Source organism: Rhodovulum sp. ES.010, from assembly GCF_900142935.1.
Lineage (GTDB): Bacteria > Pseudomonadota > Alphaproteobacteria > Rhodobacterales > Rhodobacteraceae > Rhodovulum.
On record NZ_FSRS01000001.1, the window covers coordinates 2,466,898 to 2,493,774 of the forward strand.

The window sequence follows — 26,877 nt, forward strand, 5'->3', positions numbered from 1 at the left end:
CCCTGATATCCCTGTATCGAAGGAGTGCCCGAGATGGCCCCCAAGGTTCTCGTTTCCGACAAGCTGTCCCCCACCGCCGTCCAGATCTTCCGCGACCGCGGGATTGAGGTGGATTTCGAACCCGATCTCGGCAAGGACAAGGAGCGCCTCGCCGAGGTGATCGGCCAGTATGACGGCCTCGCCATCCGCTCGGCGACGAAGGTGACCGAAAAGCTCATCGCCGCTGCCGACAATCTCAAGGTCGTCGGCCGCGCCGGCATCGGGGTCGACAACGTGGATATCCACGCCGCCTCGAAGAAGGGCATCATCGTGATGAACACCCCCTTCGGCAACTCGATCACCACCGCCGAGCACGCGGTCTCGATGATGATGGCGGTCGCCCGCCAGATTCCCGAGGCCAACGCCTCCACCCATGCCGGCAAGTGGGAGAAATCCCGCTTCATGGGGGTCGAGCTGACCGGCAAGACGCTGGGCCTGATCGGCTGCGGCAATATCGGCTCGATCGTGGCCGACCGCGCGCTGGGGCTGAAGATGAAGGTGCTGGCCTACGACCCGTTCCTGTCCGAAGAGCGCGCCGACAAGCTGGGCGTGCACAAGGTTGAGCTGGACGAACTGCTGGGCCGTGCCGATTTTATCACCCTGCACGTTCCGATGACCGAGAAGACGGCGAACATCCTGTCCGCCGAGAACCTCAAGAAGACCAAGAAGGGCGTGCGCATCGTCAACTGCGCCCGCGGCGGCCTTGTGGACGAAGCGGCGCTGGCGGAGCTTCTGAGGGAGGGCCATGTCGCCGGCGCGGCCTTCGACGTGTTCGCCGAGGAACCGGCGAAGGACAACCCGCTGTTCAACCTGTCCAATGTCGTCGTCACCCCGCACTTGGGGGCCTCCACCAGCGAAGCGCAGGAGAACGTCGCCCTGCAGGTGGCCGAGCAGATGTCGGACTACCTGCTGACAGGCGCCGTGACCAACGCGATCAACATGCCTTCGATCACCGCCGAAGAAGCCAAGGTGATGGGCCCCTGGATCGCGCTGGCGGGCCATCTGGGCGCCTTCGTCGGGCAGATGACCGACGAGCCGGTCAAGGCGATCAACATCCTCTACGACGGGATGGCCGCCGGAATGAATACAGAGGCGCTGAACGCCGCCGTCATTGCCGGGGTGCTGAAGGAGGCGAATCCGGCGATCAACATGGTTTCCGCCCCGATCGTGGCAAAGGAACGTGGCATCGCCACCTCGACCACGACGCAAGGCAAATCGGGCGTGTTCGAGGGCTACATCAAGCTGACCGTGGTCACCGACAAGCGCGAGCGGGCGATCGGCGGCACCGTGTTCTCCGACGGCAAGCCCCGATTCATCCAGATCAAGGGCATCAATATCGACGCCGAGATCGGGGAATACATGCTCTACACCACCAACAAGGACGTCCCCGGCATCATCGGCGCGCTGGGCGCCACGATGGGGGCGCATGGGGTGAACATCGCGAACTTCACCCTCGGCCGCACCGGCGCGGGCGAAAGCGCCATTGCGCTTCTGTATCTCGACCAGCCGATCCCGGAGCACGTGGTCGAGGAACTGAAGGCCACCGGCCTGTTCCAGCAGGTGCGCCCGCTGGAGTTCGAGGTCGCCTAACCGCCTCGCGATTTGACAATGACGGGGCCTGCCGCGACATAGGCGGCGGGCCCTTTGCTTTTGCCAGGTCGGGTTTGCCATGCTGAGCTACGCCATCGGCGACATCCACGGACAGCTCGAGAAGCTGCAAGGCGCGCACGAACTGATCGCGGCAGACCGGGCGCGTGTCGGCGAAGCTGACGCGCCCGTGGTGCATCTCGGAGATTACGTCGACCGCGGCCCCGACAGTGCTGGCGTTCTGGAGTTTCTGGCGGCGGCTCTGCGCGCAGGGGAACCCTGGGTTCTTCTCAAGGGCAACCATGACGAGGTGATGCGCGCCACCCTCGACCCGGCCGCGCCCGACAGTTACGCCGCCTCGTGGATCACGGGAAATTTCGGCGGATGGGCGACGCTGCACTCCTACGGGATCGAAACCACGCCGCTGCCCCCACTTCCCGATTTTCGCGCGCGTGCAAGGACGACGGTGCCCGTCGCCCACCAGGCGTTGCTGGACGATCTGGTGCTCTCCTACCGGCGCGACGCCGCGTTCTTTTGCCATGCCGGCGTGCGGCCGGGCCTGCCTTTGGACGCGCAGCGCGAAGACGACCTGATCTGGATCCGCGACGAGTTCCTGCTGGACAGGCGCGACCACGGCGCGCTGGTCGTCCATGGTCATACGCCGGGGGACGCAGTCCGCCATCACGGCAACCGGGTGAATCTCGACACCGGCGCGGGCTTCGGCGGCCCGGTGTCGGCCGTCGCGATCGAAGGGCGCGCGGTGTTCCTGCTGACCCCCGATGGCCGCCAGCCCGTTCTGCCCGAGTAGCCCCATGATCACGCGCACGCACCAGAAGGGCGACGCCGCCTCGGAAGCCGTCTATTCCGATTGCCAGGCCTATCGTTACCTGCTGACCCGCGTCTGGAACCCGGCCGGCCCCAAGGCGCTTTTCGTCATGCTGAACCCCTCCACCGCGACCGAACTGCAGAACGACCCCACCGTGGAGCGCTGCGAACGCCGCGCGCGGACGCTGGGTTTCGGAGCCTTCCGGGTGACCAACATCTTCGCCTACCGCGCCACCAACCCCAAGGTCATGCGCGCCGCCTCCGACCCGGTGGGACCGGACAATGACGCCGCGATCCGCGACAGCGCCCCGTGGGCCGACCGGATCATCTGCGCCTGGGGCGCACATGGGGCGCATCTGGGCCGGGGCCCGACGGTGGAAACGCTGCTGCGCTCGACGGGCCGTCCGCTCTACCATCTGGGCCTCACGCAGGGCGGGCACCCGAAACACCCGCTCTATATCGGCTACGCGCAGGCACCCGAACTGTGGACCTGAACCGGATGGCCCCCTAGGATCCCTTCGGGGGGGCCAGAATGACGTCCGCACTCACCGCGTTCAGGCAAGAGCACATCGCCACCAACGGCATCCGACTGTCGGTCCACCGGGCGGGGAGCGGCGCGCCGCTCATCCTGCTGCACGGCTATCCGCAGAACCACATGTGCTGGCTGAACGTGGCCCCGGCCTTCGCCGAGCATTTCCACGTCATCGTGCCAGACCTGCGCGGCTACGGCGAGAGCGACGCGCCCCCCGACGACGTGGCCCACACCGTCTATTCCAAACGCGAAATGGCCCACGACATTGTCGGGCTGATGGATACGCTCGGCCTGCAGCGGGCCCACATCCTCGGCCACGACCGCGGCGCGCGCGTCGCCTACCGCTTTGCGCTGGACCATCCCGGCCGCCTCGCCCGGCTCGGCATCGTCGAGATCGTGCCCACGGGCGATTTCTGGGCGTCCTGGCAGGCCGATCTCGCGCTCAGAGCCTATCACTGGACCTTCCTCGCCCAGCCCAGCCCCTTGCCGGAACGCCTGATCGGCGCCGATCCGGTCGGCTATATCGAGCATACCTTGGCAAGCTGGACGCGTGCGAAGTCGCTCGAGACGTTCCCGCCCGCTGCGCTCGACGCCTATCGCCGTCAGGCGGCAGACCCTGCCCGCATCGCGGCGATGTGCGCCGACTACCGCGCCGGCGCGACCACCGACCGACAACTCGACGATGACGACCGCGCCGCGGGCCGCCGCATCGCGGCGCCGCTGATGTTCCTGTGGGCGGAAACGGGGTTTCCGGCACAGACCGGGCAGCCCGCGGCGCTGTGGCGGGCCTGGGTCGACGACGTGCGCGATGCCGCCTGCGCCTCGGGCCATTTCCCGATGGAGGAAAACCCGCAAGCGGTTCTGGATGCCTTCCTGCCGTTTTTCTTGGCCTCGGACGGTCCGGCCGGTTAACCAATACGCGCAAAAGTTGCGCCTGAGCGTTCGCGCGATATCAGCGACTTGCAGGAGATCAACCATCCGCACGCGCCTGAAACCCCCTCGTTCGGGTAGTTTTCCGGCCGCCGTGTTTACCAGTTAACCGGAACCGTTTCACACCTGTTGCATCACCGGCGTATGTTGGTGTCGGTAGCGCTGTCGAACGGCGGGGAGTGGGCAAGTGCGAAGGATCGATCGATGATTGCTTTTGCAAGTCTGCTGGGCCTGATGATGGCCGGAACGGTTGTCGATTTCGGCGACGCGGTCGACCGCGCTCCGGATGACGACGACGACATGCCGGACGCGGACGGCAACGGCTACGCGGCCGAGATGCCGCGCTTCAGCTTTGAGGATCTTCTCAGCGGCGCGATGACCACGGAGGCCTTCGCCGATCCCGAATACGAACTGGAAAGCTATCTGGAGGACGAAGCGGCCCTCGACGCCGTGCCCGAGGGCGCGCTGACGAGCGAGGACGCGCCGGACTGGTCCAGCCTGGACGAATGGCTGGCGCTCACCGGCGACGGGCCGACCGTGATCGACGAGTTCGACGAAGCGGAAGACGCGCTTTTCGTCGTCTACGACGCGACCGCGCACCCCGCCCCGGTCCTGACCGTGGAGGCGTCCGATACCGGCGACGAGGACGCGATGCTGATGCTCGACGGCATGCCGCTGGCGGTGGTCGGCGGCGGGGCCGGGCTCGACCCCGACGCGGTGCGCCTGGTGCCCGAGGGCCAGTTGCCGGAGGCGTTGGCCGCCGGCGTCTGATCCGGGCGGCGTGCGCTTGGCGGGGGTCACGACGTTGGTTAGGGTCGAACCCGACCAGTTTAACGCGAGACCCCGATGCCCGACTCCACAGATGCCGCCCGCGCCGAGAACCGGCTTGCCAATGAAGTCGCCGCGCTTCGCCGCGAGGTCGAAGCGCTGAACGGTCAACGCTTCTTCTACATCAACGGCTCCGTCTGGCGGCTGATGGGGGTGCAGTTCCTTCGCGGCCTCGCCATGGGCCTGGGCACCGTCGTCGGGGCAACCGCGCTGGTTTCGGTCATCGCCTATTCGCTCAGCCAGATCGATTTCATCCCGATCATCGGCGACTGGGCCGGCGATATCGCGCGCGAGATCGAGGAAACCGCCGATCAATAGAAACGCCCGGCCTTTACAACGCGGCAGCGAATCCCCTATACGCGCGCATCCGCGCCCTGCGCGGATTTTTCTCCACGGGCCTTGCTGGACGACATCCCGGCTTGTGCCATGGACCCATGAAAGGAGACCCTGATGTCGATCACGGCCGAAGAAAAGACCCGGCTCATCAAGGAATACGGCACCAAGGACGGCGACACCGGCTCGCCGGAGGTCCAGGTGGCGATCCTGACCAGCCGCATTGCGACGCTGACCGAGCATTTCAAGACCCACGCCAAGGACAACCATTCCCGGCGCGGCCTGCTCAAGCTTGTCGCGCAGCGCCGCAAGCTGCTCGACTACCTCAAGGGCAAGGACGAGGGCCGCTACCGCGACCTCATCAAGCGCCTCGGCATCCGCCGCTGAGCAAGCGCCCATCCGACGGAGAGGCCGCCCGACCGAGGCGGCCTTTTTCGTTGGGCGCTCCGCCGGATTTGCCGGTTGCGTTGCCCCGCCCGCCGTCTAGGTTGGCGCCATGAACCAGACGAGCGTAACGGGCAAGACGGTCCTGTTGGTCGGCGGAACCGGCAGCATCGGCCGGGCGACGGCGGCGGCCTTGCGCGCCGCGGGCCACGACGTGACCGCGCTGGTCCGCCCTGGCGCCGACACCAAGGCGCTCGCGGGGTGCACCTTGATCGAGGGCGCGGTGACCGCGCCCGAGACTCGGCAGCGCGCGCTCGCGGGGGGTATCGACGCCGTGGTGTCCTGCCTTGCCTCGCGCATGGGCGGCAAGAAAGACGCCTGGGCCATCGACTATCAGGCGCATTCCGACCTGCTCAAGGACGCCCGCGCAGCCGGTATCGGCCAGTTCGTGCTGCTTTCGGCGATCTGCGTGCAGAAACCGACCCTCGCCTTCCAGCAGGCCAAGCTGGCCTTCGAGGACGAGTTGCAGGCCGCCGGCCTGACCTGGTCCATCGTCCGGCCCACCGCCTTCTTCAAGTCGCTGTCGGGGCAAATCGAGCGGGTGAAGGCAGGCAAGCCCTTCCTCGTGTTCGGCGACGGCCGGCTGACCGCCTGCAAGCCGATCAGTGACGCCGATCTCGGCAGCTACATCGCGCGCTGCCTGACGGATCCGGCGCTGCAGAACCGCATCCTGCCCATCGGCGGCCCGGGCCCCGCGCTCACCCCGCTCGACCAGGGCCGCATGCTCTTCGACCTTGTCGGGCAAGAGCCCCGGTTCCGCCACGTGCCCTTGCGTTTCCTCGACACGATCATCGGCGGGCTCGCCTTGGCCGGCCGCCTTTTCCCCAAAGCCGCCGAAAAGGCCGAATTCGCCAGGATCGGGCGATACTATGCCAGCGAGTCGATGCTGGTGCTCGATCCCGCAACGGGGCGCTACGACGCCGATGCAACACCGGAATTCGGCACCGACACCCTGAGCGAGCATTACCAGAAAGCGCTTCGCGGCGAAATTGCAGACGATCGCGGCGACCACGCGGTGTTCTGACGGGGACCGGCGCGGACAAATTCCTTCCAAAACGCACCCATCTCCTGTATGGCCGCTCCATCTGAGACGTGACGCCTTTGGCCCCCGGGCGCGTGCGAGAGGATTGGGGGCGGCGGCAATGGGGCCGCCAATTCAACGGGAGACCCGGGATACGCCCGGGAGCGCTCCCAGACAGGATAGACGTATGTTCAACGTAACGACGAAATCGATGACGTGGGGGGAGGAAACCCTCACGCTGGAAACGGGCAAGGTTGCCCGTCAGGCCGACGGCTCGGTCGTCGCCACCCTGGGCGAGACCTCGGTCATGGCCAACGTGACCTTCGCGAAGGAACCGAAGCCCGGCCAGGACTTCTTCCCGCTGACGGTCCACTACCAGGAAAAATACTACGCGGCCGGCAAGGTGCCCGGCGGCTTCTTCAAGCGCGAGGCGCGGCCGACCGAGAAGGAAACGCTGACCGCCCGCCTGATCGACCGGCCGATCCGACCGCTCTTCGTGCCCGGCTTCAAGAACGAAGTTCTGGTGATGTGCACGGTGTTGAGCCACGACCTCGTCAACGACCCCGACATCGTGGCGATGATCGCGGCCTCGGCCGCGCTGACCATTTCGGGTGTGCCCTTCATGGGGCCGATCGCGGGCTGTCGCGTGGGGTATGTGGACGGCGACTATGTCCTGAACCCCGATGTCGAGGACATGCAGGACCTGCGCAACAAGCCCGACCAGCGGCTGGACCTCGTGGTCGCGGGCACGCGCGACGCGGTGATGATGGTGGAGTCGGAGGCCTATGAACTGACCGAGTCCGAGATGCTGGGCGCGGTCACCTTCGCGCATGAGCAGATCAAGCCGGTCATCGACCTCATCGTCAGCCTTGCCGAGGAGTCCGCGAAAGAACCCTTCGACTTCACGCCGCCGGACTATTCCGACCTCTACGCCACGGTGAAGGCTGCAGGCGAAGACAAGATGCGCGCGGCCTACGCGATCACCGACAAGCAGGAACGGACCAGCGCCGTTGCCGCCGTCAAGGAAGAGATCAAGGCCGGTCTCACCGAAGACCAGCTGGAGGACCCGAACCTCGGCTCGGCGATCAAGAAGCTGGAATCGGTGGTCCTGCGTGGCGACGTCGTCAAGAACGGCCACCGCATCGACGGCCGCCGGCTGGACGAGGTGCGCCCGATCGTCTGCGAAACCGGGCTGCTGCCCCGGACCCATGGCTCGGCGCTGTTCACCCGCGGCGAGACCCAGGGTCTGGTCGTAACCACGCTGGGCACCGGCGACGACGAGCAGATCATCGACGCGCTGCACGGCAACTTCCGTTCGAACTTCCTGCTGCACTACAACTTCCCGCCCTACTCGGTCGGTGAAGCCGGCCGTGTCGGACCTCCGGGACGTCGCGAGATCGGCCACGGCAAGCTGGCCTGGCGCGCGCTGCAGGCGGTGCTGCCGGCCCCGACCGACTTCCCCTACACGATCCGCGTGGTCTCCGAGATCACCGAGTCGAACGGCTCCTCCTCGATGGCGTCGGTCTGCGGCGGGTCGCTGTCGATGATGGATGCGGGCGTGCCGCTGAAGGCGCCGGTCGCGGGCGTGGCCATGGGCCTTGTGCTGGAGGACGAAGGCTCTTACGCGGTTCTGACCGACATCCTGGGCGACGAGGACCACCTCGGCGACATGGACTTCAAGGTGGCCGGCACCGAGAGCGGCATCACCTCGCTGCAGATGGACATCAAGGTCGCCGGCATCACGCCCGAGATCATGGAAAAGGCGCTGGCCCAAGCGAAAGAGGGCCGGATGCACATTCTCGACGAGATGAACAAGGCGCTGTCCTCGGCCGGTGAATTCTCGGTCCACGCGCCGCGCATCGAGACGATGACCGTGCCCACCGACAAGATCCGCGAAGTGATCGGCTCGGGTGGCAAGGTGATCCGCGAGATCGTCGAGGTCTCGGGCGCCAAGGTCGACATCAACGACGATGGCGTGATCAAGATCGCCTCGCCCAATGCCGACGCCATCCAGAAGGCGCACGACATGATCTACTCGATCGTGGCCGAGCCCGAGGAAGGCAAGATCTACAAGGGCACCGTGGTCAAGATCGTCGATTTCGGCGCCTTCGTGAACTTCTTCGGCAAGCGCGACGGGCTGGTCCATGTCAGCCAGATCGAGAACCGCCGCCTGAATCACCCCTCCGACGTTCTGAAAGAGGGCCAGGAGGTCTGGGTCAAGCTCTTGGGCTTCGACGACCGCGGCAAGGTGCGCCTGTCGATGAAGGTCGTGGACCAGGAAACCGGCGAAGAGGTCACGAAGGAAAAGGAGGAGGTCGACGAGTAAGTCGACCCCTCTTCGGAAACGCGAAAGGCCCCGGATGACCGGGGCCTTTTCTTGTTGGCGGGCGCTGTCCTCAGGCGGCGGGCGACTTCACCTTGCGCAGGTAGGGGAAGATTTCCTCGACCTCGCCGAACCTGGTCTGCGCGTCCTCGGTGCTGACATCGAGGCGCAGGATCACGTCGTCGCCGGGGCGCCAGTCGGCCGGTGTGGCGACGGGGGCAGCGGCATTGTTGCGGATCGCGTCCAGCGCGCGCAGGATCTCGTCGAAGTTCCGGCCGACCGTCATCGGATAGATCAGCATCAGCTCGATCTTCTTGTCCGGATTGATGATGAAGGTCGTCCGCACCGTCGCGGTGTCGGCGCGGGCCTTGCCATCGGCGCCATAGGCCTCGGCCGGCAACATGTCATAGAGTTTCGCGATCTCCAGCCGGTCGTCGGCGATGATCGGGAAGGCCATGTCCGTGCCGGCATATTTCTCTACATCGGCCTTCCATTTCAGGTGCTCGTCCACCGGATCGACCGAGATGCCGATCACCTTGGCGTTGCGCTGGGCGAATTGGTCCGCCAGACGCGCAGCCGCCGCGAACTCAGTGGTGCAGACCGGGGTGAAATCCGCCGGGTGCGAGAACAGCACCGCGTAGCTGTCGCCGATCCATTCGTGGAAATCGATCTTGCCTTCCGTGGTCTCGGCGGTGAAGTTCGGGGCGATATCGTTGATGCGCAGGGTCAAGGTTTGGTCCTTTCCGTGGCTGTTTGAAGGATAGCATTTAGATACATTCTAAATGCACCTTTGACACCCCCGAAATGCGCCTGCGCGGCAGAAAACCGGCATGAAGGTCCCGTGGGAGGAGCGAATGATCGAACGAACGGCGTTCTATATCGGTGGTGCATGGGTTTCGCCCAGCGCCGGAACCCGGGCCGAGGTGATCGACCCCTCCACCGAAGAGCGCTTCGCGGTGATCTCGCTGGGCGGGCAGGCCGACACCGATGCCGCCGTGGCCGCCGCTCGTGCGGCCCAGCCCGGCTGGGCCGCGACGTCCAAGGCCGAGCGGATGGACCTGCTCAAGCGCATCCTGCAGCTTTACAAGGCCCGCGCCGAGGACATGGCCCAGGCGATCAGCCGCGAGATGGGCGCACCCATCGACCTTGCGCGGAGTGCGCAGGTCGGCGCCGGTGCGTGGAACATCAAGGGGTTCATTCACGCGCTCGAGGTCTTCGACTTCGACCGGCCGCTTGGCCCCCACGCCCCGGATGACCGCATCCTGATGGACCCGGCCGGTGTCATCGGGATGATCACGCCATGGAACTGGCCAATGAACCAGATCACGCTCAAGGTGATCCCGGCGCTGGCCACGGGCTGCGCCATGGTGCTGAAGCCTTCCGAAATCGCCCCGCTCTCGGCGATGGTCTTCGCCGAAATCCTGCACGAGGCGGGGGTTCCGCCGGGCGTGTTCAACCTGGTGAACGGCGACGGGGCCGGCGTGGGCACGCAGCTCTCCGCCCACCCGGGGCTCGACATGATCTCCTTCACCGGATCGACACGGGCCGGCATCGCGATCTCCAAGGCCGCCGCCGACACGCTGAAGCGGGTGCATCTGGAACTGGGCGGCAAGGGTGCGAACCTGATCTTCGCTGATGCCGACGACAAGGCGGTGAAGCGCGGCGTTCTGCATTGCTTCAACAACAGCGGGCAGTCCTGCAACGCGCCGACGCGGATGCTGGTCGAACGCTCCGCCTATGACGACGCCGTCGAAACGGCGCGGGCGCTGGCGGAGAAGATGCAGGTCGGCCCCGCCGACCGGGCGGGACGCCACATGGGCCCCGTCGTCAGCGCGGCGCAATTCGAGAAGATCGAGGCGCTGATCCAGGCCGGTCTCGACGAAGGCGCCCGGCTGGTCGCGGGCGGTCCGGGCCGTCCCGAAGGGTTCAACCGCGGCTGGTTCGTCCGACCCACCGTCTTTGCCGACGTGACGAACGACATGACCATCGCACGCGAGGAGATCTTCGGCCCGGCTCTGTCGATCCTGCCCTTCGACACCGAGGAGGACGCCATCGCGATCGCCAACGACACCGAGTACGGCCTGACCAACTACGTGCAGTCCGAGGACGGCGCCCGGCGCAACCGGGTCGCCCGCGCGCTCCGGTCGGGCATGGTCGAGATGAACGGCATGTCACGCGCCGCGGGCAGCCCCTTCGGAGGGGTAAAGCGATCGGGCAACGGGCGCGAGGGCGGCCTCTGGGGTCTTGAGGAGTTCTGCGAGGTCAAGGCGGTCAGCGGCTGGCACGCCGAAGAGCCGTGTAAGACGCACGGTCACGGCGCCCGCGACTGCTGCTGAACTGCGCGCGCTGGCGCACGCATGCCTTTTGCCGCCCTGCGGGCGGGGTGAGTATTTGGGCCAAGAAGAAGCTCAGAAGGGACAGCGGACCCGGAAGCTCATGCCCCGGCCACCATCGGGGTGCCGCAGCCGCAACTCCTCGGCGTGAAGCATCAGGCGCGGGGCCGCGCGGGCGGCCCCCTCGGCGTAGAACGGGTCGCCGAGAATGGGGTGGCCGAGTTCCTTCATGTGGACGCGCAACTGGTGGCTGCGCCCGGTCCTGGGCGAGAGGCGGACACGGGTCGTTTCGCCCTCGTGCCGCTGGACCCGCCAGTTGGTGACGGCGGGCTTGCCGGTGTCGTGGTCGACCTTCTGGCAGGGGCGGTTCGGCCAGTCGACGATCAGCGGCAGGTCCACCGTTCCGGTCTTCGGTTCGAGCCGCCCCCAGACCCTGGCCGCATAGGTCTTCCTGACCTGCCGCTTTTCGAATTGCAGCCCGAGATGACGTTGCGCCGGCGGCGTCAGCGCGAACACCATGACGCCGGAGGTATCCCGGTCGAGCCTGTGCACCAGAAGCGCCTCGGGGAAGGCCGCCAGCACGCGGGCCAGAAGGCAGTCGGCAAGATGCGCGCCCTTGCCCGGCACAGAAAGCAATCCGGACGGCTTGTTCACGACGAGGAGTTCGTGGTCCTGGTGAACGATTTCGAGGGGGGTATCGGGGGGCGCGTAGGTCTCGCTCATGGGAGTGGGCGGTAGCGGCTTCGGCGGTGCGGCGCAAGCGTGCGGCCGTGGTTCACCGGCCGAAGACCTGCGCAAGGAGCGCCGAAAGCCCCGTGGCGTCGGCGTCGGCGAAGGCGGCGGGGCGGTCGCTGTCGACGTCGAGCACGGCGATGAGGTCGCCCGCCGCATCCCGCACAGGCACCACGATCTCCGACCGCGTGGAGGCGGCGCAGGCGATGTGGCCGGGAAAGGCGTCGACATCGGCCACGATCTGCACCTCGCCGGTGCGGGCGGCGGCGCCGCAGACCCCGCGATCGAACGGGATCGTGAGACAGCCATGCCCGCCCTGGTAGGGGCCGATCTTCAGCAGGCCCGGCTCGGTGACGCGATAGAAGCCCGTCCAGTCGAACCGGTCGTCGGCGTGATGCAACTCGCAGACCATCGTCGCCATCAGTGCCACGCTGTCGGTTTCGCCCTCGGTCAGGGTGGCGAGCGTCTTCGCGATTGCTTCGTAGTCTATCCGCATCATGGTCGCTCGATCGCGATCGCGGTGCCTTCGCCGCCGCCGATGCAGATCGCCGCAACGCCCCGTTTCAACCCGCGCTTCTCCAGCGCGTTCAGAAGCGTCACGATGATCCGCGCGCCGGAGACCCCGATCGGGTGGCCCAGCGCGCAGGCACCGCCGTTCACATTCACCTTGTCGCGCGGCAGCCCCAGCTCGTGCATGAATGCCATCGGCACCACGGCGAAGGCCTCGTTCACCTCCCACAGCTCCACGTCATCCGTCGTCCAGCCAAGTCTGGACAGCAGCTTCCGCGCGGCGGGCACGGGCGCGGTGGTGAACCAGCCCGGCGCCTGGGCATGGCCGGCATGTCCGAGGATACGAGCGCGAACCGGCAGGCCGCGCGCCTCGGCCTCGGCGCGGGTGGCCAGCACCAGCGCCGCCGCGCCGTCCGAGATCGACGAGGAATTGGCCGGCGTCACCGTGCCGCCCTTGCGGAAGGCGGGCTTGAGGTGGGGGATCTTTTCGGGGCGCGCATTGCCGGGCTGTTCGTCCTCGTGGATCACCGTATCGACCTTGCGCGAGGTCACGGTGACGGGCGTGATCTCTTCCTCAAAGGCGCCGGATTTCTGCGCTTCGAGCGCGTTCGAGAGCGAGCGCAGCGCGTACTCGTCCTGCGCCTGGCGCGTGAACTGGAAGCTCTCGGCGCAATCCTCGGCAAAGGTCCCCATGAGGCGCCCCGTGTCATAGGCGTCCTCCAGCCCGTCGAGAAACATGTGGTCGATGACCTGGCCATGGCCGATCCGGGCGCCTGCACGCATCGCGGGAAGCAGGTAGGGCGCACCCGTCATGCTCTCCATGCCACCGGCACAAATGACCTGTACGGCCCCGAGCCGCAGCTGGTCATGGGCGATCATCACCGTCTTCATGCCCGAGCCGCACATCTTGTTGAGCGTGGTGGCCGGCACGTCTTCGCCGAGCCCCGCCTTGAACCCGGCCTGGCGCGCGGGGGCCTGGCCCTGCCCGGCCGGCAAAACGCAGCCCATCAACAGTTCATCAACGCGGTCGACTCCCGCGCCCTCCATGGCGGCGCGAATCGCGCGCCCCCCCAGCGTCGGGGCATCGACCCCGGCGAAAACCCCTTGGAACCCGCCCATCGGGGTGCGGGATGCCCCGCAGATCACCACCTCGTCCATGAACACCTCCCTATTTCTCCGGCAAACACTTACCGAATGGTAAGGATTGGCGTCTAGCCTCGGCCGCGCATCACAGGAGAGAGCCCGAATGGAACTCAAGACCGAAGAGCGCGACGACGCCATCCATGTCATCGTCGCCGAACCGCGAATCGACTCTGCCGTGGCCATTCGGTTCAAGGACCGCATGCGCGAGGTTGTGGGCGAGGGCCCCGGACGCGTGGTTCTCGATCTCGGGGCGGTGGATTTCCTCGACAGCAGCGGCCTTGGGGCCGTGGTCGCGGTAATGAAGCTGCTGGGCCCCGATCGCAGGCTGGAACTCTGCAACCTGACCCCGAACGTCGAAAAGGTCTTCCGCCTGACCCGGATGGACCGCGTGTTCACCATTCACGCCGATTGTGAAGCAGCCTTCGCGGAAAAGCGGTCGATCGCATGACACTCTCCACCCCCTCGCCAGAGGATCCGGGGCCTTCCCCGATGCCGGGCGATGGCGCGACGGACCCCATCGTGGTGGAGGCCACGCCCATGGGCGTGCGCGAGGCACTGGCCCGGATGCGCGCGCGCTACACGCCCCTGCAGCAGGGGCCGGACACGCTGGGGATGGCCGAGACGGTTCTTGCCGAGGTGCTGAACAACGTCGTCGAACACGCCTACGGCCAGGGCGACAGCGGGCCCATCGAACTCCGGCTGGAGCGGCGAGGCGGCCGCCTTCTGGTCGATGTGCGCGACTTCGGCATACCGATGCCCGATGGCATCATGCCCTGCGGCACGCTGCCGACCGATGACGACACGGGCGACGGGCCGCCCGAGGGTGGCTTCGGCTGGTTCCTGATCCGCGCCCTCGCCCGGGACCTGTGCTACGCCCGTGTCGGCGATCAGAACCGCCTGTCCTTCTGCGTCCCCCTCGCCGAGACCTGACCACGCCGGCGGAGTAGCCTTGCCGCGGGCCCGATGCGGAAAGCCCGGCACGATGCCGCCCAGCGCACGGCCCAAATCGACTGGCGGATCAAGGCGCCAGCTCAAAGCCGCACGCGCCCTCCTGCAGACGCGCCATCAGGACCATAGCCCCCTCCTCCTTGTCGATCCGCCGCGAAAAACGCGTTGGCTTCGGTCGGCGTGCCGCCTAGGTTGCCTCCGGCAAACAGGGAGGCATGCATGCGGGATTTCCAGGCACCGGGACGCTCGGCTGTTTTCGCCACCAACGGCATGTGCGCGACGTCGCACCCACTCGCGGCCAAGGTCGCCGTCCAGATGCTCGAGTCCGGCGGCAACGCGGCTGACGCGGCCATTGCCGCGGCCGTCCTTCTGGGTATCTGCGAACCCCACATGACCGGGATCGGCGGCGACTGCTTCGTGTTGCTCAAGCCCGCGGGCGAGGACCGCATCCTCGCACTGAACGGGTCGGGGCGGGCACCCGCCGGTCTTAACGCCGAACGCCTGCGCGACCGCGGTCTGTCCGCCATGCCCACCACAACGGCCGATGCCGTGACCGTGCCCGGCGCCATCGACGCGTTCTGCCGGCTGTCGACAGACTGGGCGCGCGCCGGCCTGAAGGCCAGCCTCGCGCCGGCGATCCACTATGCCGAGGCGGGCGTCCCCGTCGGCCCGCGCACCGCCTGGGACTGGAGTTGTACCGAAGCCAACCTGCAGGGCGATGCGCGGCGGTTCTACTTGCTCGACGGCAAGGCCCCGCAACCGGGCCAGGTGTTCCGGGCGCCGCTGCAGGCAGAGGTGCTGCGCCGCGTCGCCCTGGACGGGCGCGCCGGGTTCTACGAGGGCGAGGTGGCCGAAGACATGGTCGACTCGCTGCGCGCGCTGGGCGGCACCCACAGCCTGGACGATTTCGCCGCCACGGCCTGCGACTGGACCGAGCCGGTGAGCGGCACCTACAAGGGCGTCGAGCTGGTTGAGCACCCGCCGAACGGCCAGGGCGCGACCGCGATCCTGATGGCGAACATCCTGTCGCATTTCGATCTCGCGGCACTGGATCCTCTGGGCGCGCAGCGCGCCCACCTGGAAGCGGAGGCAGCGAAACTCGCCTACGACGCGCGCAACCGGTTCATCGCCGACCCGGGTCACGTCGGCCGGCTCGACCACATGCTGGCCCCCGAGACGGCCGCGCGGCTGGCGGCCCTGATCGACCCCGACCGCGCGATGGACAGCCCCGCCGCCCTGTCGGAAGCGGTGCACAAGGAGACCGTCTATCTCACGGTGGTCGATCGCGACCGGATGGCGGTGTCGCTCATCTACTCGATCTTCCACGCCTTCGGATCGGGCCTCGCCTCGGCCAAGTTCGGGATCAACTTCCAGAACCGCGGCGCCGGCTTCACCCTCGCCGCGGGGCATCCGAACGAGGCCGGCGGCGGCAAGCGCCCGATGCACACGATCATCCCGGCCATGCTGCGGCGCAACGGCAAGGTCATCATGCCCTTCGGCGTGATGGGCGGCGCCTATCAGCCAAACGGCCATGCCCGCGTGCTGACCAACATCGTGGATTACGGCATGCACCCACAACAGGCCATCGACGCGCCGCGCAGCTTCAGCGATGCCGGGGTCATGCAGGTGGAGCGGGGCTACCCGGACTCCGTGCGAGAGGCCCTTGCCGCAATGGGACACGAAGCGGTGATCCCGGACAATCCCATCGGCGGCGCCCAGGCAATCCTGATCGACGAGGAAACCGGCGTGCTGCAAGGCGCGTCCGACCCGCGCAAGGACGGCTGCGCGCTGGGCTACTGAGCCACGCGAGCCGGTCAGTTCAGTTGGAACTGCAGCGGGTAATGCCCGTCCTCGAACTCTCCAAACAGATCGGCAAGGTCGGGATGGTCCACGGGCTCGCCGGTGTCGTCGGGCAGCAGGTTCTGCTCCGAGACATAGGCGACGTAATAGCTGTGGTCGTTCTCGGCGAGCAGGTGGTAGAATGGCTGGTCCTTCGAAGGGCGGCTGTCCTCGGGGATGGCGTCATACCATTCGTCGGTGTTCGAGAACATCGCGTCGACATCGAACACGACACCCCGGAACGGGTGCTTCCGATGCCGGACCACCTGCCCAAGATGATATTTCGCGCGTGTCGTCCGCATCATGTTGCAACCCCCTTGTCGTCACACTAAAGCCCCGGATGGGGCAATGTCCATGCGACAGGGCGGATTTCCGGGAAACAGAGTGTGAACCTCGTCCTCACAGTGCTGGAGATCGTCGCGCCGGTTTTTCTGCTGGCGGGCGTTGGGTTTGCATGGGTCCGCCTCGGCAACGAGTACCGCGTCCAGTTCGTCACCCAGCTTGCGATGACGCTGTCGGTGCCCTGCCTGATCTTCACCGCCCTGATGCAGACCGAGATCGACCCCCAGGCGCTTACGGCGCTCTCGCTCGCGGCCTTGGTGGCCTACGGGGTGGTGACGGTGCTGTGCATCGGCGTCGTCGCGCTGGCGCGGCTCGAGCGGCGGACCTACCTCGCCCCGATCATCTTCGGCAACACGGGCAACATGGGCCTGCCGCTGGCGCTGTTCGCGTTCGGCGACGCGGGGCTGGGCTATGCCGTCGTCGTCTTCGCGGTGATGGCGGTCTATTCCTTCACCTTCGGGGTCTGGCTCGTCTCGGGCGGCGGGTCGCTCGTCAAGGTGGTCAAGGAGCCCTTGGTCGCGGCGACTCTTCTGGGCGGGCTGTTCCTGTGGCAGGGCTGGGAAACGCCGGTATTCCTCACCAACACGCTCGAGTTGATTGGGCAAATGGCGATACCACTGATGCTGATCACGCTGGGCGTCGCCATCGCGCGGCTGCATCCGGGCCACCTGCCGCGCGCGATGTGGCTGTCGGCCGTCAAGCTGGCGCTCTGCCTTGCCGCTACCGTCGCCGTGGGGCGCTGGTTCGCCCTCGACCCGGTGCCCTTCGCCGTTCTCGTGCTGCAGATATCCACGCCGGTGGCCGTGACCTCCTATCTGCTGGCCGAGAAATACGGCGCCGATGCGGAGGCTGTCGCGGGTCTCGTCGTCGTCTCCACCCTGCTCTCGGTCATCACGCTGCCCGTCACTCTCGCGTTTCTGATCTGATCGCGCAGCTTTGTCGTTTTCCCGGCGGCCGAATTCGCCTATGCTGGGATCAAACAAAAGAACAAGAGCAGACGAGGGGCAGATGAGCAGACTCCTTCTCGTGGCGACGATTCTGGCGGTTGCGGGCTGTGGCGGCGGGTATTCGCCTCCGCGCGATCTCGACAACGCCTGCGCGATCGCGAAAGAACGGCCGAAATACATGCGCGCGATGGAGCGGACCGAGCGGCGCTGGGGCGTGCCGGTTCCCGTGCAGATGGCGATGATCCACCAGGAAAGCAAGTTCATCGGCGACGCGCGCACACCGCATCGCTACGTGCTGGGTATCATTCCGATGGGGCGGCAAAGCTCGGCCTACGGCTACGCCCAGGCCCTGGACGGGACCTGGGACGATTATCGCCGGGACACCGGCCAGCGCCGCGCCCGCCGCGACGACATCTACGACGCGACGGATTTCATGGGCTGGTACATGGCGCAGACGCGGGAAAAGCTGGGCATTCCGCTGACGGACACCCGCAACCAGTATCTTGCCTACCATGACGGCCATGCGGGCTACGCGCGCGGCAGCTACCGGCGAAAAGGGTGGCTGACGGACGTGTCCAGCCGCGTCGCTGCCCGGGCGCACAGCTACAACGCCCAACTGGCCGCCTGCCGTTACTAGCTCAGTCCTGAATCCGCGCGGCCGTTTCCTGAACGATGCTGAACAGCCGCGCCGAGAGGTCCACGCCGGTCTTCATCTCGCCAAGGATCACCGTCGTCGCCTGGCCGGTATCGTCGGTAATGACCCATTGCCGGAGTTCGACCGGATCTCCGGTGAAGACCAGCGCGATGGTGCCATATTCGGGATGCTCGGGGTCCTGGGCCACCACGCGGGTCGACGTCGCGTCGCCGTCATGGCCCACGACCATCCGCGCGCGCGTCAGGTCAACGTTGCGCTGCAGTATGATGCTCAGCGGCGTCTTGGCCAGCGGGTATTTCTCGGGCGGCTGGTTCGACTTGGCGTCGAAGATCGCCACCTGCCCCCCGCCCGCGATCACCAGCCCCTCGTTCGGCGGGTCGTATTCGAACCGCGCCCGGCCGGGGCGCTGTAGCGATAGCCGCCCGGTCGAGATCGACCCGTCGGCGTTCACCTGGGTGAAATCCGCCTGCGCCGTCGTGAAGCTGTTGAGATAGGCCGAGACCCGCGAAAGCGGAATCCGGTCGGCAAGGCCGGGTGCTGCGGCCGCCACCCAGAGGGCGAGGCATAGGGCAAGGCGCTTCATCATGATGTCAATCTAGGCCCTCTCGCGGCCCGATGCATCTGCCAATGCGTCACGAAAGGGCGAGGGGCTCGCGCCCCCGCCGGTCACGCCTGTTCGGGTACCAGGATTTCCCGCTTGCCCACGTGGTTGGCGGGGCTCACGACGCCCTGCTCCTCCATCTGCTCGACCAGCCGCGCGGCCTTGTTGTAGCCGATGGCAAGTTTGCGCTGGATGTAGGAGGTGGAGCATTTGCGGTCCTTCAACACAATGGCCACCGCCTGGTCGTAAAGCGCGTCCTCGCCGTCGGTGTTGCCGCCGAGCCCCAGAACAAGGTCGATATCGCTTTCCTTGTCGTCGTCGGGGCCTTCGACCACGCCACCGACATAGTCGGGCGGACCATAGGCCTTGAGGAAATTGACGATCTCCTCGACCTCCTCGTCCGACACGAACGGCCCATGCACGCGGCCGATCCGCCCACCGCCGGCCATATAGAGCATGTCGCCCATGCCGAGCAGCTGTTCCGCCCCCTGCTCGCCCAGGATCGTGCGGCTGTCGACCTTGGACGTCACTTGGAAACTGATCCGCGTGGGGAAGTTGGCCTTGATCGTGCCGGTTATCACGTCGACCGAGGGGCGCTGGGTCGCCATGATGAGGTGGATGCCGGAGGCCCGCGCCATCTGCGCCAGGCGCTGGATGCAGGCCTCGATCTCCTTGCCCGCGACCATCATCAGGTCGGCCATCTCGTCGACGATCACGACGATATAAGGCAAGGTCTCGGGCTGGAATTCCTCGGTCTCGAAGACGGGTTCGCCGGTCTCGTCGTCGAAGCCGGTCTGGACCGTGCGCTTGAACATCTCGCCCTTGGCCAGCGCGTCGCGCACCCGGCCGTTATAGCCCTCGATGTTACGCACGCCCATCTTGGACATCTTGCGGTAGCGTTCTTCCATCTCGGCCACGACCCATTTCAGCGCGACGACGGCCTTTTTCGGGTCGGTGACGACGGGCGACAGCAGATGCGGAATGCCGTCATAGACGCTGAGTTCCAGCATCTTCGGGTCGATCATGATCAGCCGGCATTCGTCGGGCGTGAGGCGATAGAGCAACGACAGGATCATGGTGTTGATCGCCACGGATTTCCCCGAGCCGGTGGTCCCCGCGATCAAGAGGTGGGGCATCTTGGCAAGGTTGGCCACGATGGGCTCGCCCCCGATATCCTTGCCAAGCGCCAGCGGCAAGCGCGCCGCGTTGTCTCCGAAATGGCGAGACGACAGGATCTCGCGCAGAACCACCTTTTCACGGTTGGCGTTGGGCAGCTCGATCCCGATGACGCTGCGCCCCGGCACGGTGGACACACGCGCCGACAGTGCCGACATGCTGCGCGCGATGTCATCGGCCAGCCCGATGACGCGCGATGCCTTGAGCCCCGGGGCGGGTTCCAGTTCGTACATCGTGACGACGGGGCCGGGGCGGACACTGACGATCTCGCCCTTCACGCCATAGTCGTCGAGCACGTTTTCCAGCATGCGCGCGTTTTCTTCCAGCGCCTCGTCGGGCAGGACGTGCCGTTCGACCGAGTCGGGCGAGGTCAGAAGCGACAGAGGCGGGTGTTCGTAGCCGTTGGCGGGGTCGTCGAATTGCAGCGCGGGCTGCGCCTCTTCCTGCGCCCGGCGCGACGGCGGCACGGGTTTCTTCGGCGGGTGCTGAACCACGCCGCGGCGCGGCTCCTCGACCGGGGCGCGCGGACCCGGCATGGCGAGGCTTTCGGCGCTTACCGGCGGCTCGGACGGTAGTTCATCGAAGGCGGTCTCGACCCCGCGCACGACGGGGGGCTCGGCGCGGTGCACCGGGCGCGCACCGCCATTGCGGTTGCGGATGACATCGGCGATGCGCGCCTTGATCCGCTCTTCCGAGATCGGGCCGAACGCCTCGGCGTCGAAATCGACGTCGCGCTCGACCAGTTCCGGCTCGGGCTCTGTCACCCGCCGCCGCAGACTGGGAAGACGGGCGAGCAAGCCCGTTCGGGCGGGCGGGGCGGTCACGACCTCGGGCTCCGCCGGGCGGGTCAGGCGCGGCTCGCCCTGGGCCGCCTGCGCCGGTGCTGCGCGGCGGGCGCGGATCTCGGCGCCGATGCGCTGGCCCGCGCCCAGCGCCCCCTGCGCGGATTGCCCCAGCGCCCTCCGCAGGCCCGCATAGGTCAGGATCACCCCGATCAGCAGGAACCGGCCGAACCGGCGCAACTCGTCGCGGTCGGTGCCGAGCACGAACAGCCCCGTCGCCAACGCGCCGAGCCAGACGAGCGCGGCCACCACGCGCAACCCGAATACCGTGTCCACCGGCGCCACGCCGAGGATCGCGCCCAGCACCGTGTCGCCGAAAAGCCCGCCCATGCCGAAGCTGTGGGTCCAGGAGGCGGGCGGCACATGGGTCGAGGCATAGACCGCCGCGAGCGCGATAGCCACCGGCGCGAAGATTAGCCGCGACAGCGCGCGCTCTTCCCCGACATGGGTGACAAAGCGCAGGCCCCAAGCGGCCGGGATCGCGACAAGCCCCCAGGCGCCCCAGCCCACGATGATGAAGAGAGGCGAGGCGATCGAGGCGCCGAACCGGCCCATGACGTTCTCGGCCGGGGCATCGGTGGCCGACAGCCAGCTCGGGTCCTCGGGGACGTAGCTGCCCAGGATCAGCGTCATCAGAATCGCGGCGCCGATCAGCGTGAAGCCGATGAGTTCCTTGCCCCGTCGCTCGATCGCCGCCTGCATGCTGGAATCGAGAAGCGGTTCGCGTCCCTTCATCTGATACGATGCCATACCCTAACCATCCTCAACCAAAGAGGCAGCCACGGAGCCGCGTGAGCCCGTGCCGCAATTCCTGCTCCGGCGCGACCATCGCGACGCGGATATACCCCTTCCCGGGGTTCTCGCCCGCGACCTCGCGCGAGAGATACGCGCCCGGCAGCACCCGCACCCCGGTCATCCGCCAGGTTTCCAGCGCGGCCGCCTCGCCGTCCTCCACCGGCAGCCACAGGAAGAACCCGGCTTCCGGGGGCCGGTACCCAGGCACATCGCCCAGGATTTCGTCGGCGATCTCGTATTTGCGCCGATAAAGTCGGCGGTTCTCTTCCACATGGGCCTCGTCGGCCCAGACCTTCTCGGCCACGCGCTGAAGCGGCAGCGGCATCGGCGCCCCGGCATAGGCGCGCAACTGCCGGATGCGGCTCATGCTTTGCGGACCGCCCGCGCAGAACCCCGAGCGCAGGCCCGGCAGGTTCGACCGCTTGGACAGCGAGTGGAACACCAGCACCCGCTCGGGGTCGGCGCCGATTTCGTCGGCCACCTCCAACGCGCCGGCGGGCGGGTCGTCGCGGTAGACCTCGGAATAGCACTCGTCGGCGAAGACCTGGAAATCGTGCTTCTCGGCAAGGCGCAGCAGGTCCGCCCAGTAGCCCTTGTCGGCGACGGCGCCCTGCGGGTTCGACGGCGAGCAGAGATAGGCGATCGCGACGCGGTCGAGGAGGTCTGGCGCCAACGCCCCGTAATCGGGCAGAAACCCGGTCTCGGCGGTCGCCGGCACGTAGACCGGGTCCGCCGCGACCGCGAGCGCGGCCACGGAATACACCTGGTAGAACGGGTTGGGTGTCAGGACGACCGGGCGGTGCCCCGCCTTTTCCTCGGGGCATAGCGCGAGGGCGGCGTTGAACAGCCCTTCGCGTGTGCCGTTCAGCACGGAAATCCGGCTGTCGGGTTCGACGATCACGCGGTACCGCCGCGCGATCCAGTCCGAGATCGCGCTCAGCAGCTCGGGCGTGCCGTCATTGGGGGGGTATTTGCCGAACTCCTGGGCATGCTCGGCGATTATACCCGCGACCCAGGGCGGGAAGGCGTGCTGGGGCTCGCCAATGCTCATGCGCAGCGGCGCGCCGCCCGGCCCGTGGCAGTCCAGCAGCCGCCGGAGCCGCGGAAACGCGTATTCTGGCAGGTTCGAAAACCGCTTGGGAAAGGTCATGGACCCCTGTCTGCCTGTGCTGCCTCTGATCGGGGCGTCTCCCGCGCCCCGTTTGAGCATCACGATATCGGGTGTTCCCGTTCCGGTCCAGACGCGCACCGGCCCCGCCACAGAGGCAAGGCCCGGGCTGTGGCATTTAGGCCAGCGCCGCCTCGGCCGCCGCGCCCAGGCGCAGCAGACGCTCTTCCGATCCGGCCGGCCCCATCAGGGAAATGCCCGCCGAGGGCACGCCGGTCGGCAGGGTCAGCACCGCAAGACCCATCAGGTTGCCAATCCGCGTATTACGCAACGTCATCAGGTTCTCGGACACGAAGAGGTCCGCATCGGCCAGCAGGGCGGCGGTGTTTGGCGGCAGGATCGGCACCGTCGGCACCAGCACCGCATCGAAGCCCGCCACCCGCGCGGCGTAGCCAAGGCGGAGCCTGTCGAGCTTCTGCGAGGCGGCGACATAGTCCATGCCAGAGAAGTCGCGCCCGCCGCGGAAGCGCTTGAGCACCTCGGGGAACATCTTTTCCGGCGCGGCTTCGATGGCGTCGGACCAAGTCGCATACGCTTCGGTCGCGTAGAGCACGCCGGACAGCGTCATCGCCTCGGACACCTCGGGGATATCGGCCCGCACTACCGTGGCACCGGCCCGTCCGAGGCGATCCACCGCGCTTTCGAAGCCGGTTTTCGGCGCCTCGCGGATATCGTCGAAGGCGACGGTGTCCAGCACCATCAGCCGCGCGCCCTTCAGGGTCGCGCCCCGCAGATCGGCCGGCTGTCCACCCTCCAGCGCGGCCAGCAGCAGGGCCGCGTCCTCCACCGTGCGGGTCAACGGCCCGACCGTGTCGAACCGGGGCGCCAGCGGCACGACCCCCGCCAGCGACACACGGCCCGCCCCGGTCTTGAGCCCGACGAGGTCGTTCCACGCGGCCGGCACCCGGACCGAGCCGCCGGTATCCGACCCGATCCCGCCCGCGGCCAGCCCGAACGCGACTGAGGTCGCCGCCCCCGAAGACGATCCGCCCGGCGCCGCGTCCGGGTCGTTGACGCAAGGCGGCGTCTCGGTCACCGGGTTCAGCCCCAGCCCCGAGAAGGCCAGTTCGGTCATGTGCGTCTTGCCCAGGCAGACGAGGCCGCAAGCGGTCGCATTCGCCAGGACCTCGGCATCGCGTCCCGGGACACGTCCCTTCAGCAGGGACGAGCCCGCCTCGGTCGCCACGCCGGCACTGTCGAACAGGTCCTTCCACGAGATCGGCACCCCGTCGATCGGCCCGCGCCGCAGGCCCAGCCTTGCCCGGGTGCGCGCGGCCTCGGCCTCGGACAGGGCGCGGTCGCGGGTCACGCGGGCATAGATGCGGTCGCCATGCTCATGCGCCGCGATCGCGTCGAGAAAGGCGGCGGTCAGGTCCACCGGGTCGATCTCGCCCGAACCGATCCCCCGGCCCAGCGCCCCCGCGCTCATGCGCCGCCAGTCACTCGCCATCGTCCGTCCTCCAAGCTGGTCCGCGCCGACGCTAGCGGGCGCGCCGCTTATGGACAATCCCGCCCGCACCGCCATATAGCGGGGCATGGCATTCGACTCCGACATCCTGATCGTGGGCGGCGGGCTCAACGGCCCGGCACTGGCCCTGGCACTGGCGCAAGGCGGGCTTTCGGTCACGGTGATCGACGCGCTCCCCAAGGACACGCGGGCGGAGGACAGGTTCGACGGGCGCTCCTATGCGCTGGCGCTGGCCTCGACTCGGCTCCTGCAGGCCATCGGCCTTTGGAACGAAGTGCATGCGCGCAGCCAGCCGATCCTCGAGATCGTCGCCTCGGACGGGCGCGCGGGCGAGGGACCGGCGCCGTTCTTCCTGGATTTCCACCACGGCGAGATCGAGGAAGGCCCGATGGGCTACATGCTGGAGGACCGGTACCTTCGGCGCGCCTTCCTCGACGCGATGGCGGCGGACCCCAGGATCACGACGCTTTCGGAGGAAACCGTCGTCGCGCAGGCGCCGGATGCCACTGGCGTGACGGTAACGCTCGCCTCTGGCAAGACACTGCGGGGCCGGGTTCTCGTGGGCTGCGACGGACGCCGATCCGGCACGGCGATGCGCGCCGGGATCCGGCGCACCGGGTGGGATTACGGGCAGACCGCGCTGGTCTGCGCCATCGCCCACGAGAAACCGCATAACGGCGCGGCGCACCAGTTCTTCATGCCCGAGGGACCGCTCGCGATCCTGCCGCTGCCGGGCAACCGCTCCTCCATCGTGTGGAGCGAGACCCATGCCAATGCCGCGGCGATCGAGGCGATCGACGCCGAGGGCTACCTCGCGGCGCTGCGCCCGCGCTTCGGCGATTTCATGGGCGAAATCGCACTGGAGGGCGACCGCTTCAGCTATCCGTTGAACCTGACGATCGCCAATGCCTTCGTCGCCCCGCGCGTGGCGCTTCTCGGCGATGCGGCGCACGGGGTGCATCCGATCGCCGGGCAGGGACTGAACCTTGGGCTGCGCGACGTGGGCGCGCTGGCGGAAACTCTGGTCGGGGCGCGGCGGCGCGGCGAGGATATCGGCGCGATCGACGTCCTGGAACGCTACCAGGTTTGGCGCCGTTTCGACACGGCGGTGATGGCGATCGGGACAGACGCCTTCAACAGACTGTTTTCGAACGACAACCCCGTGCTTCGGATGGGCCGCGATCTGGGCATGGGGGTGGTCAACGCCCTGCCCGGCCTGCGCCGCCGGTTCATCCGCGAGGCGGCCGGGCTGACCGGCGACCTGCCCCGGCTGATGACCGGCCGGCCGCTGTGACGGGCGGCCCGGTCGGGCCGGAAGCGGCGATATGAGTCGCATATGACCCCGATATGAGGTTTCGCGCCCCCGGCCTCAGCGCCAGCGCGACACCAGCCCGGCATTCGCGCGCCAGAATTGCAGCACCTCGCCGATCGCGTCGATGTCGCAGTGGTTGCTGCCGCAGGGCGGATAGACGCCGCGCGATCCCGCCAGCGTATGCGTCGCGTCGATGCTGTTCAGCCAGACGACGGGCTGGCTGTTCGCCTCGCCGGTGGCGGGCCATTCGCGGCGCACGGTGACGGTCGCATCTTCGCGGCGCGGGCCGAAATCTCGGCCATGGCCGAGATCGGGATAGAGGCTTTCGTGGGCGCGGGGGGCGGGCCGGTTGCGCGCGAGCAGCCAGCGGCGCGTCAGATACCCCTCGTCGATGTAGGTGTTGCCATTCAGCCCCTGCGCCATGAGATAGGCGGCCCAGCAGCGGAATACACCCTCGACCGTCAGCGTGCCGCCCATGTTGCAGTCGCTGGCCGCGAGCTTTTGCTGCGCCCGCGTCGCGGTTCCGGCGGCGACGGCCGCAACCGCGCCGGGCGCGCCGTCGACCAGATCCTGCGTCCGTTCGGTCATCTGCGCAAGCGGCAAGAAGACCCGGTCCGCCGTGTCCTGCTGGCCCAGGAAGGGGTGGTGAACCTCGCGTTCGGCGCCCCACGGCCCCGCGCTGCCGCCGCCCGCCGCGGCCCTCTTTTCGGCGTTGGCGTGGCTGGCCAGCGCCGCAAAGCCCTGGAACCTGGCCGAAAGCGGTGCCGTTATCATCAGCTGGTAGACCATGCCGCCGCCATTGGAAAAGCCCAGCGCGTAATGCGAGGCCCCCGCGATCTCGCCATCAAGCGTGGCCATCAGCGTTTCGACGAAATGCAGGTCGGCATCGTTGTCGGTGGTGTGCGGGGCGGCGCCGGCGGGCGCGGTGCAGGTATGCGCCCCGGTGTCGAGCGCGGCCCAGTCGGCACGCGCCGGGCCCAGGTGCCGCCAAGCCGGAACGCATTCGGCCCCGGATTGCAGCGCCGAGGGCGCGACGAGCACCATCCCCTGTTCGGTCTGGTCGGTCAGGTGACCGCCCATCACACCGCCATCGCCGGTACGCCCATGCCCCCGCCCAGACCACCGGCAGGTTCGCCTGCGGTCTGGCAGGCTCGTGCAGGCAATAATGGCGCAGCACGCCGCCGACATCGATGGCGCAGCTCTG

26 protein-coding genes are annotated in these 26,877 nt (G+C 67.6%); 16 read left to right on the plus strand and 10 right to left on the minus strand.

What is annotated here, in order from left to right; all coding sequences use genetic code 11:
* Positions 1 to 33 precede the first annotated feature (33 nt).
* The 9 genes from serA to pnp all read left to right on the plus strand — a co-directional run bounded on the left by serA (position 34) and on the right by pnp (position 8,865).
* Positions 34 to 1,629 carry a phosphoglycerate dehydrogenase gene (gene serA / locus BUR28_RS12135; RefSeq protein ID WP_074220363.1) on the plus strand — a complete coding sequence of 532 codons (1,596 nt, stop codon included), beginning with the start codon at positions 34 to 36 and terminating at the stop codon, positions 1,627 to 1,629.
* Between the two features lie 79 nt (positions 1,630 to 1,708).
* Complete coding sequence (locus BUR28_RS12140; protein ID WP_074220364.1) at positions 1,709 to 2,434, plus strand: metallophosphoesterase; 726 nt, start codon at positions 1,709 to 1,711, stop codon at positions 2,432 to 2,434.
* 4 nt (positions 2,435 to 2,438) lie between these two features.
* Positions 2,439 to 2,945 (plus strand): DUF1643 domain-containing protein, encoded by a 507-nt coding sequence (locus BUR28_RS12145; RefSeq protein ID WP_074220365.1) that lies wholly within the window; start codon positions 2,439 to 2,441, stop codon positions 2,943 to 2,945.
* A gap of 38 nt (positions 2,946 to 2,983) precedes the next feature.
* Positions 2,984 to 3,895, plus strand: coding sequence for an alpha/beta fold hydrolase (locus BUR28_RS12150; RefSeq protein ID WP_074220366.1), 912 nt, complete (start codon positions 2,984 to 2,986; stop codon positions 3,893 to 3,895).
* A gap of 222 nt (positions 3,896 to 4,117) precedes the next feature.
* Complete coding sequence (locus tag BUR28_RS12155) at positions 4,118 to 4,684, plus strand: hypothetical protein (protein WP_074220367.1); 567 nt, start codon at positions 4,118 to 4,120, stop codon at positions 4,682 to 4,684.
* A 75-nt stretch (positions 4,685 to 4,759) separates the two neighbouring features.
* Entirely contained in the window at positions 4,760 to 5,059 is a 300-nt protein-coding gene (locus BUR28_RS12160) for a DUF5665 domain-containing protein (RefSeq protein WP_074220368.1), read from the plus strand.
* Between the two features lie 132 nt (positions 5,060 to 5,191).
* Positions 5,192 to 5,461, plus strand: a complete 270-nt coding sequence (gene rpsO / locus BUR28_RS12165; RefSeq protein WP_074220369.1) for a 30S ribosomal protein S15 — start codon at positions 5,192 to 5,194, stop codon at positions 5,459 to 5,461.
* 109 nt (positions 5,462 to 5,570) lie between these two features.
* Positions 5,571 to 6,542, plus strand: a complete 972-nt coding sequence (locus BUR28_RS12170; RefSeq protein ID WP_074220370.1) for an NAD(P)H-binding protein — start codon at positions 5,571 to 5,573, stop codon at positions 6,540 to 6,542.
* A gap of 184 nt (positions 6,543 to 6,726) precedes the next feature.
* Positions 6,727 to 8,865: a polyribonucleotide nucleotidyltransferase gene (pnp, locus tag BUR28_RS12175; RefSeq protein WP_074220371.1), complete on the plus strand. Its 2,139-nt coding sequence runs from the start codon at positions 6,727 to 6,729 to the stop codon at positions 8,863 to 8,865.
* A 70-nt stretch (positions 8,866 to 8,935) separates the two neighbouring features.
* On the opposite strand, the gene BUR28_RS12180 is transcribed toward pnp, so the two are convergent.
* The gene (locus tag BUR28_RS12180; RefSeq protein WP_074220372.1) at positions 8,936 to 9,592 is read right to left on the minus strand and encodes a peroxiredoxin; all 657 of its coding nucleotides are present in this window, start codon (positions 9,590 to 9,592) and stop codon (positions 8,936 to 8,938) included.
* Positions 9,593 to 9,716: 124 nt separating this feature from the next.
* Here BUR28_RS12180 and BUR28_RS12185 point away from each other — a divergent pair, with 124 nt between their 5' ends.
* Entirely contained in the window at positions 9,717 to 11,198 is a 1,482-nt protein-coding gene (locus BUR28_RS12185) for an aldehyde dehydrogenase family protein (protein ID WP_074220373.1), read from the plus strand.
* A 72-nt stretch (positions 11,199 to 11,270) separates the two neighbouring features.
* Here the strand turns inward: BUR28_RS12185 and BUR28_RS12190 are convergent, their stop codons facing one another.
* The 3 genes from BUR28_RS12190 to BUR28_RS12200 are packed head-to-tail and all read right to left on the minus strand — an operon-like array spanning position 11,271 to position 13,595.
* Positions 11,271 to 11,918, minus strand: coding sequence for an RluA family pseudouridine synthase (locus BUR28_RS12190; protein ID WP_074220374.1), 648 nt, complete (start codon positions 11,916 to 11,918; stop codon positions 11,271 to 11,273).
* Between the two features lie 52 nt (positions 11,919 to 11,970).
* On the minus strand, positions 11,971 to 12,423 hold the full coding sequence (locus tag BUR28_RS12195; protein ID WP_074221631.1) for a GAF domain-containing protein: 453 nt from the start codon (positions 12,421 to 12,423) through the stop codon (positions 11,971 to 11,973).
* Complete coding sequence (locus BUR28_RS12200) at positions 12,423 to 13,595, minus strand: acetyl-CoA C-acyltransferase (RefSeq protein ID WP_074220375.1); 1,173 nt, start codon at positions 13,593 to 13,595, stop codon at positions 12,423 to 12,425. The genes BUR28_RS12195 and BUR28_RS12200 overlap by 1 nt, the downstream gene beginning before the upstream one ends.
* Before the next feature lie 88 nt (positions 13,596 to 13,683).
* Between BUR28_RS12200 and BUR28_RS12205 the strand changes: the two genes are divergently transcribed.
* The 3 genes from BUR28_RS12205 (at position 13,684) to BUR28_RS12215 (ending at position 16,328) form a co-directional block, all read left to right on the plus strand.
* A complete protein-coding gene (locus tag BUR28_RS12205) occupies positions 13,684 to 14,028 on the plus strand; it encodes an STAS domain-containing protein (RefSeq protein ID WP_074220376.1) in 345 nt (114 codons plus the stop codon).
* Positions 14,025 to 14,510, plus strand: a complete 486-nt coding sequence (locus BUR28_RS12210) for an ATP-binding protein (protein ID WP_139307566.1) — start codon at positions 14,025 to 14,027, stop codon at positions 14,508 to 14,510. Before BUR28_RS12205 ends, BUR28_RS12210 begins: the two co-directional genes overlap by 4 nt.
* Positions 14,511 to 14,747: 237 nt before the next feature.
* A complete protein-coding gene (locus tag BUR28_RS12215; RefSeq protein ID WP_074220378.1) occupies positions 14,748 to 16,328 on the plus strand; it encodes a gamma-glutamyltransferase family protein in 1,581 nt (526 codons plus the stop codon).
* A 14-nt stretch (positions 16,329 to 16,342) separates the two neighbouring features.
* On the opposite strand, the gene hspQ is transcribed toward BUR28_RS12215, so the two are convergent.
* Entirely contained in the window at positions 16,343 to 16,669 is a 327-nt protein-coding gene (gene hspQ, locus BUR28_RS12220; RefSeq protein ID WP_074221632.1) for a heat shock protein HspQ, read from the minus strand.
* An 84-nt stretch (positions 16,670 to 16,753) separates the two neighbouring features.
* Here hspQ and BUR28_RS12225 point away from each other — a divergent pair, with 84 nt between their 5' ends.
* Both BUR28_RS12225 and BUR28_RS12230 read left to right on the plus strand, forming a co-directional pair.
* Positions 16,754 to 17,635 carry an AEC family transporter gene (locus BUR28_RS12225; RefSeq protein ID WP_074220379.1) on the plus strand — a complete coding sequence of 294 codons (882 nt, stop codon included), beginning with the start codon at positions 16,754 to 16,756 and terminating at the stop codon, positions 17,633 to 17,635.
* Between the two features lie 82 nt (positions 17,636 to 17,717).
* Positions 17,718 to 18,293: a transglycosylase SLT domain-containing protein gene (locus tag BUR28_RS12230; protein ID WP_074220380.1), complete on the plus strand. Its 576-nt coding sequence runs from the start codon at positions 17,718 to 17,720 to the stop codon at positions 18,291 to 18,293.
* A 1-nt stretch (position 18,294) separates the two neighbouring features.
* Here BUR28_RS12230 and BUR28_RS12235 read toward each other — a convergent pair whose 3' ends face one another.
* The 4 genes from BUR28_RS12235 to BUR28_RS12250 all read right to left on the minus strand — a co-directional run bounded on the left by BUR28_RS12235 (position 18,295) and on the right by BUR28_RS12250 (position 24,343).
* Positions 18,295 to 18,894: a LolA family protein gene (locus BUR28_RS12235; RefSeq protein ID WP_074221633.1), complete on the minus strand. Its 600-nt coding sequence runs from the start codon at positions 18,892 to 18,894 to the stop codon at positions 18,295 to 18,297.
* A gap of 83 nt (positions 18,895 to 18,977) precedes the next feature.
* Complete coding sequence (locus BUR28_RS12240) at positions 18,978 to 21,665, minus strand: DNA translocase FtsK (protein WP_254813742.1); 2,688 nt, start codon at positions 21,663 to 21,665, stop codon at positions 18,978 to 18,980.
* Positions 21,666 to 21,693: 28 nt separating this feature from the next.
* Positions 21,694 to 22,875 carry an aminotransferase class I/II-fold pyridoxal phosphate-dependent enzyme gene (locus BUR28_RS12245; RefSeq protein WP_074220382.1) on the minus strand — a complete coding sequence of 394 codons (1,182 nt, stop codon included), beginning with the start codon at positions 22,873 to 22,875 and terminating at the stop codon, positions 21,694 to 21,696.
* Positions 22,876 to 23,011: 136 nt separating this feature from the next.
* Positions 23,012 to 24,343 carry an amidase gene (locus tag BUR28_RS12250; RefSeq protein ID WP_074220383.1) on the minus strand — a complete coding sequence of 444 codons (1,332 nt, stop codon included), beginning with the start codon at positions 24,341 to 24,343 and terminating at the stop codon, positions 23,012 to 23,014.
* Between the two features lie 85 nt (positions 24,344 to 24,428).
* On the opposite strand from BUR28_RS12250, the gene BUR28_RS12255 reads away from it, so the two are divergent.
* Entirely contained in the window at positions 24,429 to 25,655 is a 1,227-nt protein-coding gene (locus BUR28_RS12255) for an FAD-dependent monooxygenase (protein WP_074220384.1), read from the plus strand.
* Between the two features lie 75 nt (positions 25,656 to 25,730).
* Here the strand turns inward: BUR28_RS12255 and BUR28_RS12260 are convergent, their stop codons facing one another.
* The gene (locus BUR28_RS12260; RefSeq protein WP_074220385.1) at positions 25,731 to 26,753 is read right to left on the minus strand and encodes an alpha/beta hydrolase family protein; all 1,023 of its coding nucleotides are present in this window, start codon (positions 26,751 to 26,753) and stop codon (positions 25,731 to 25,733) included.
* Positions 26,754 to 26,877: the final 124 nt, after the last annotated feature.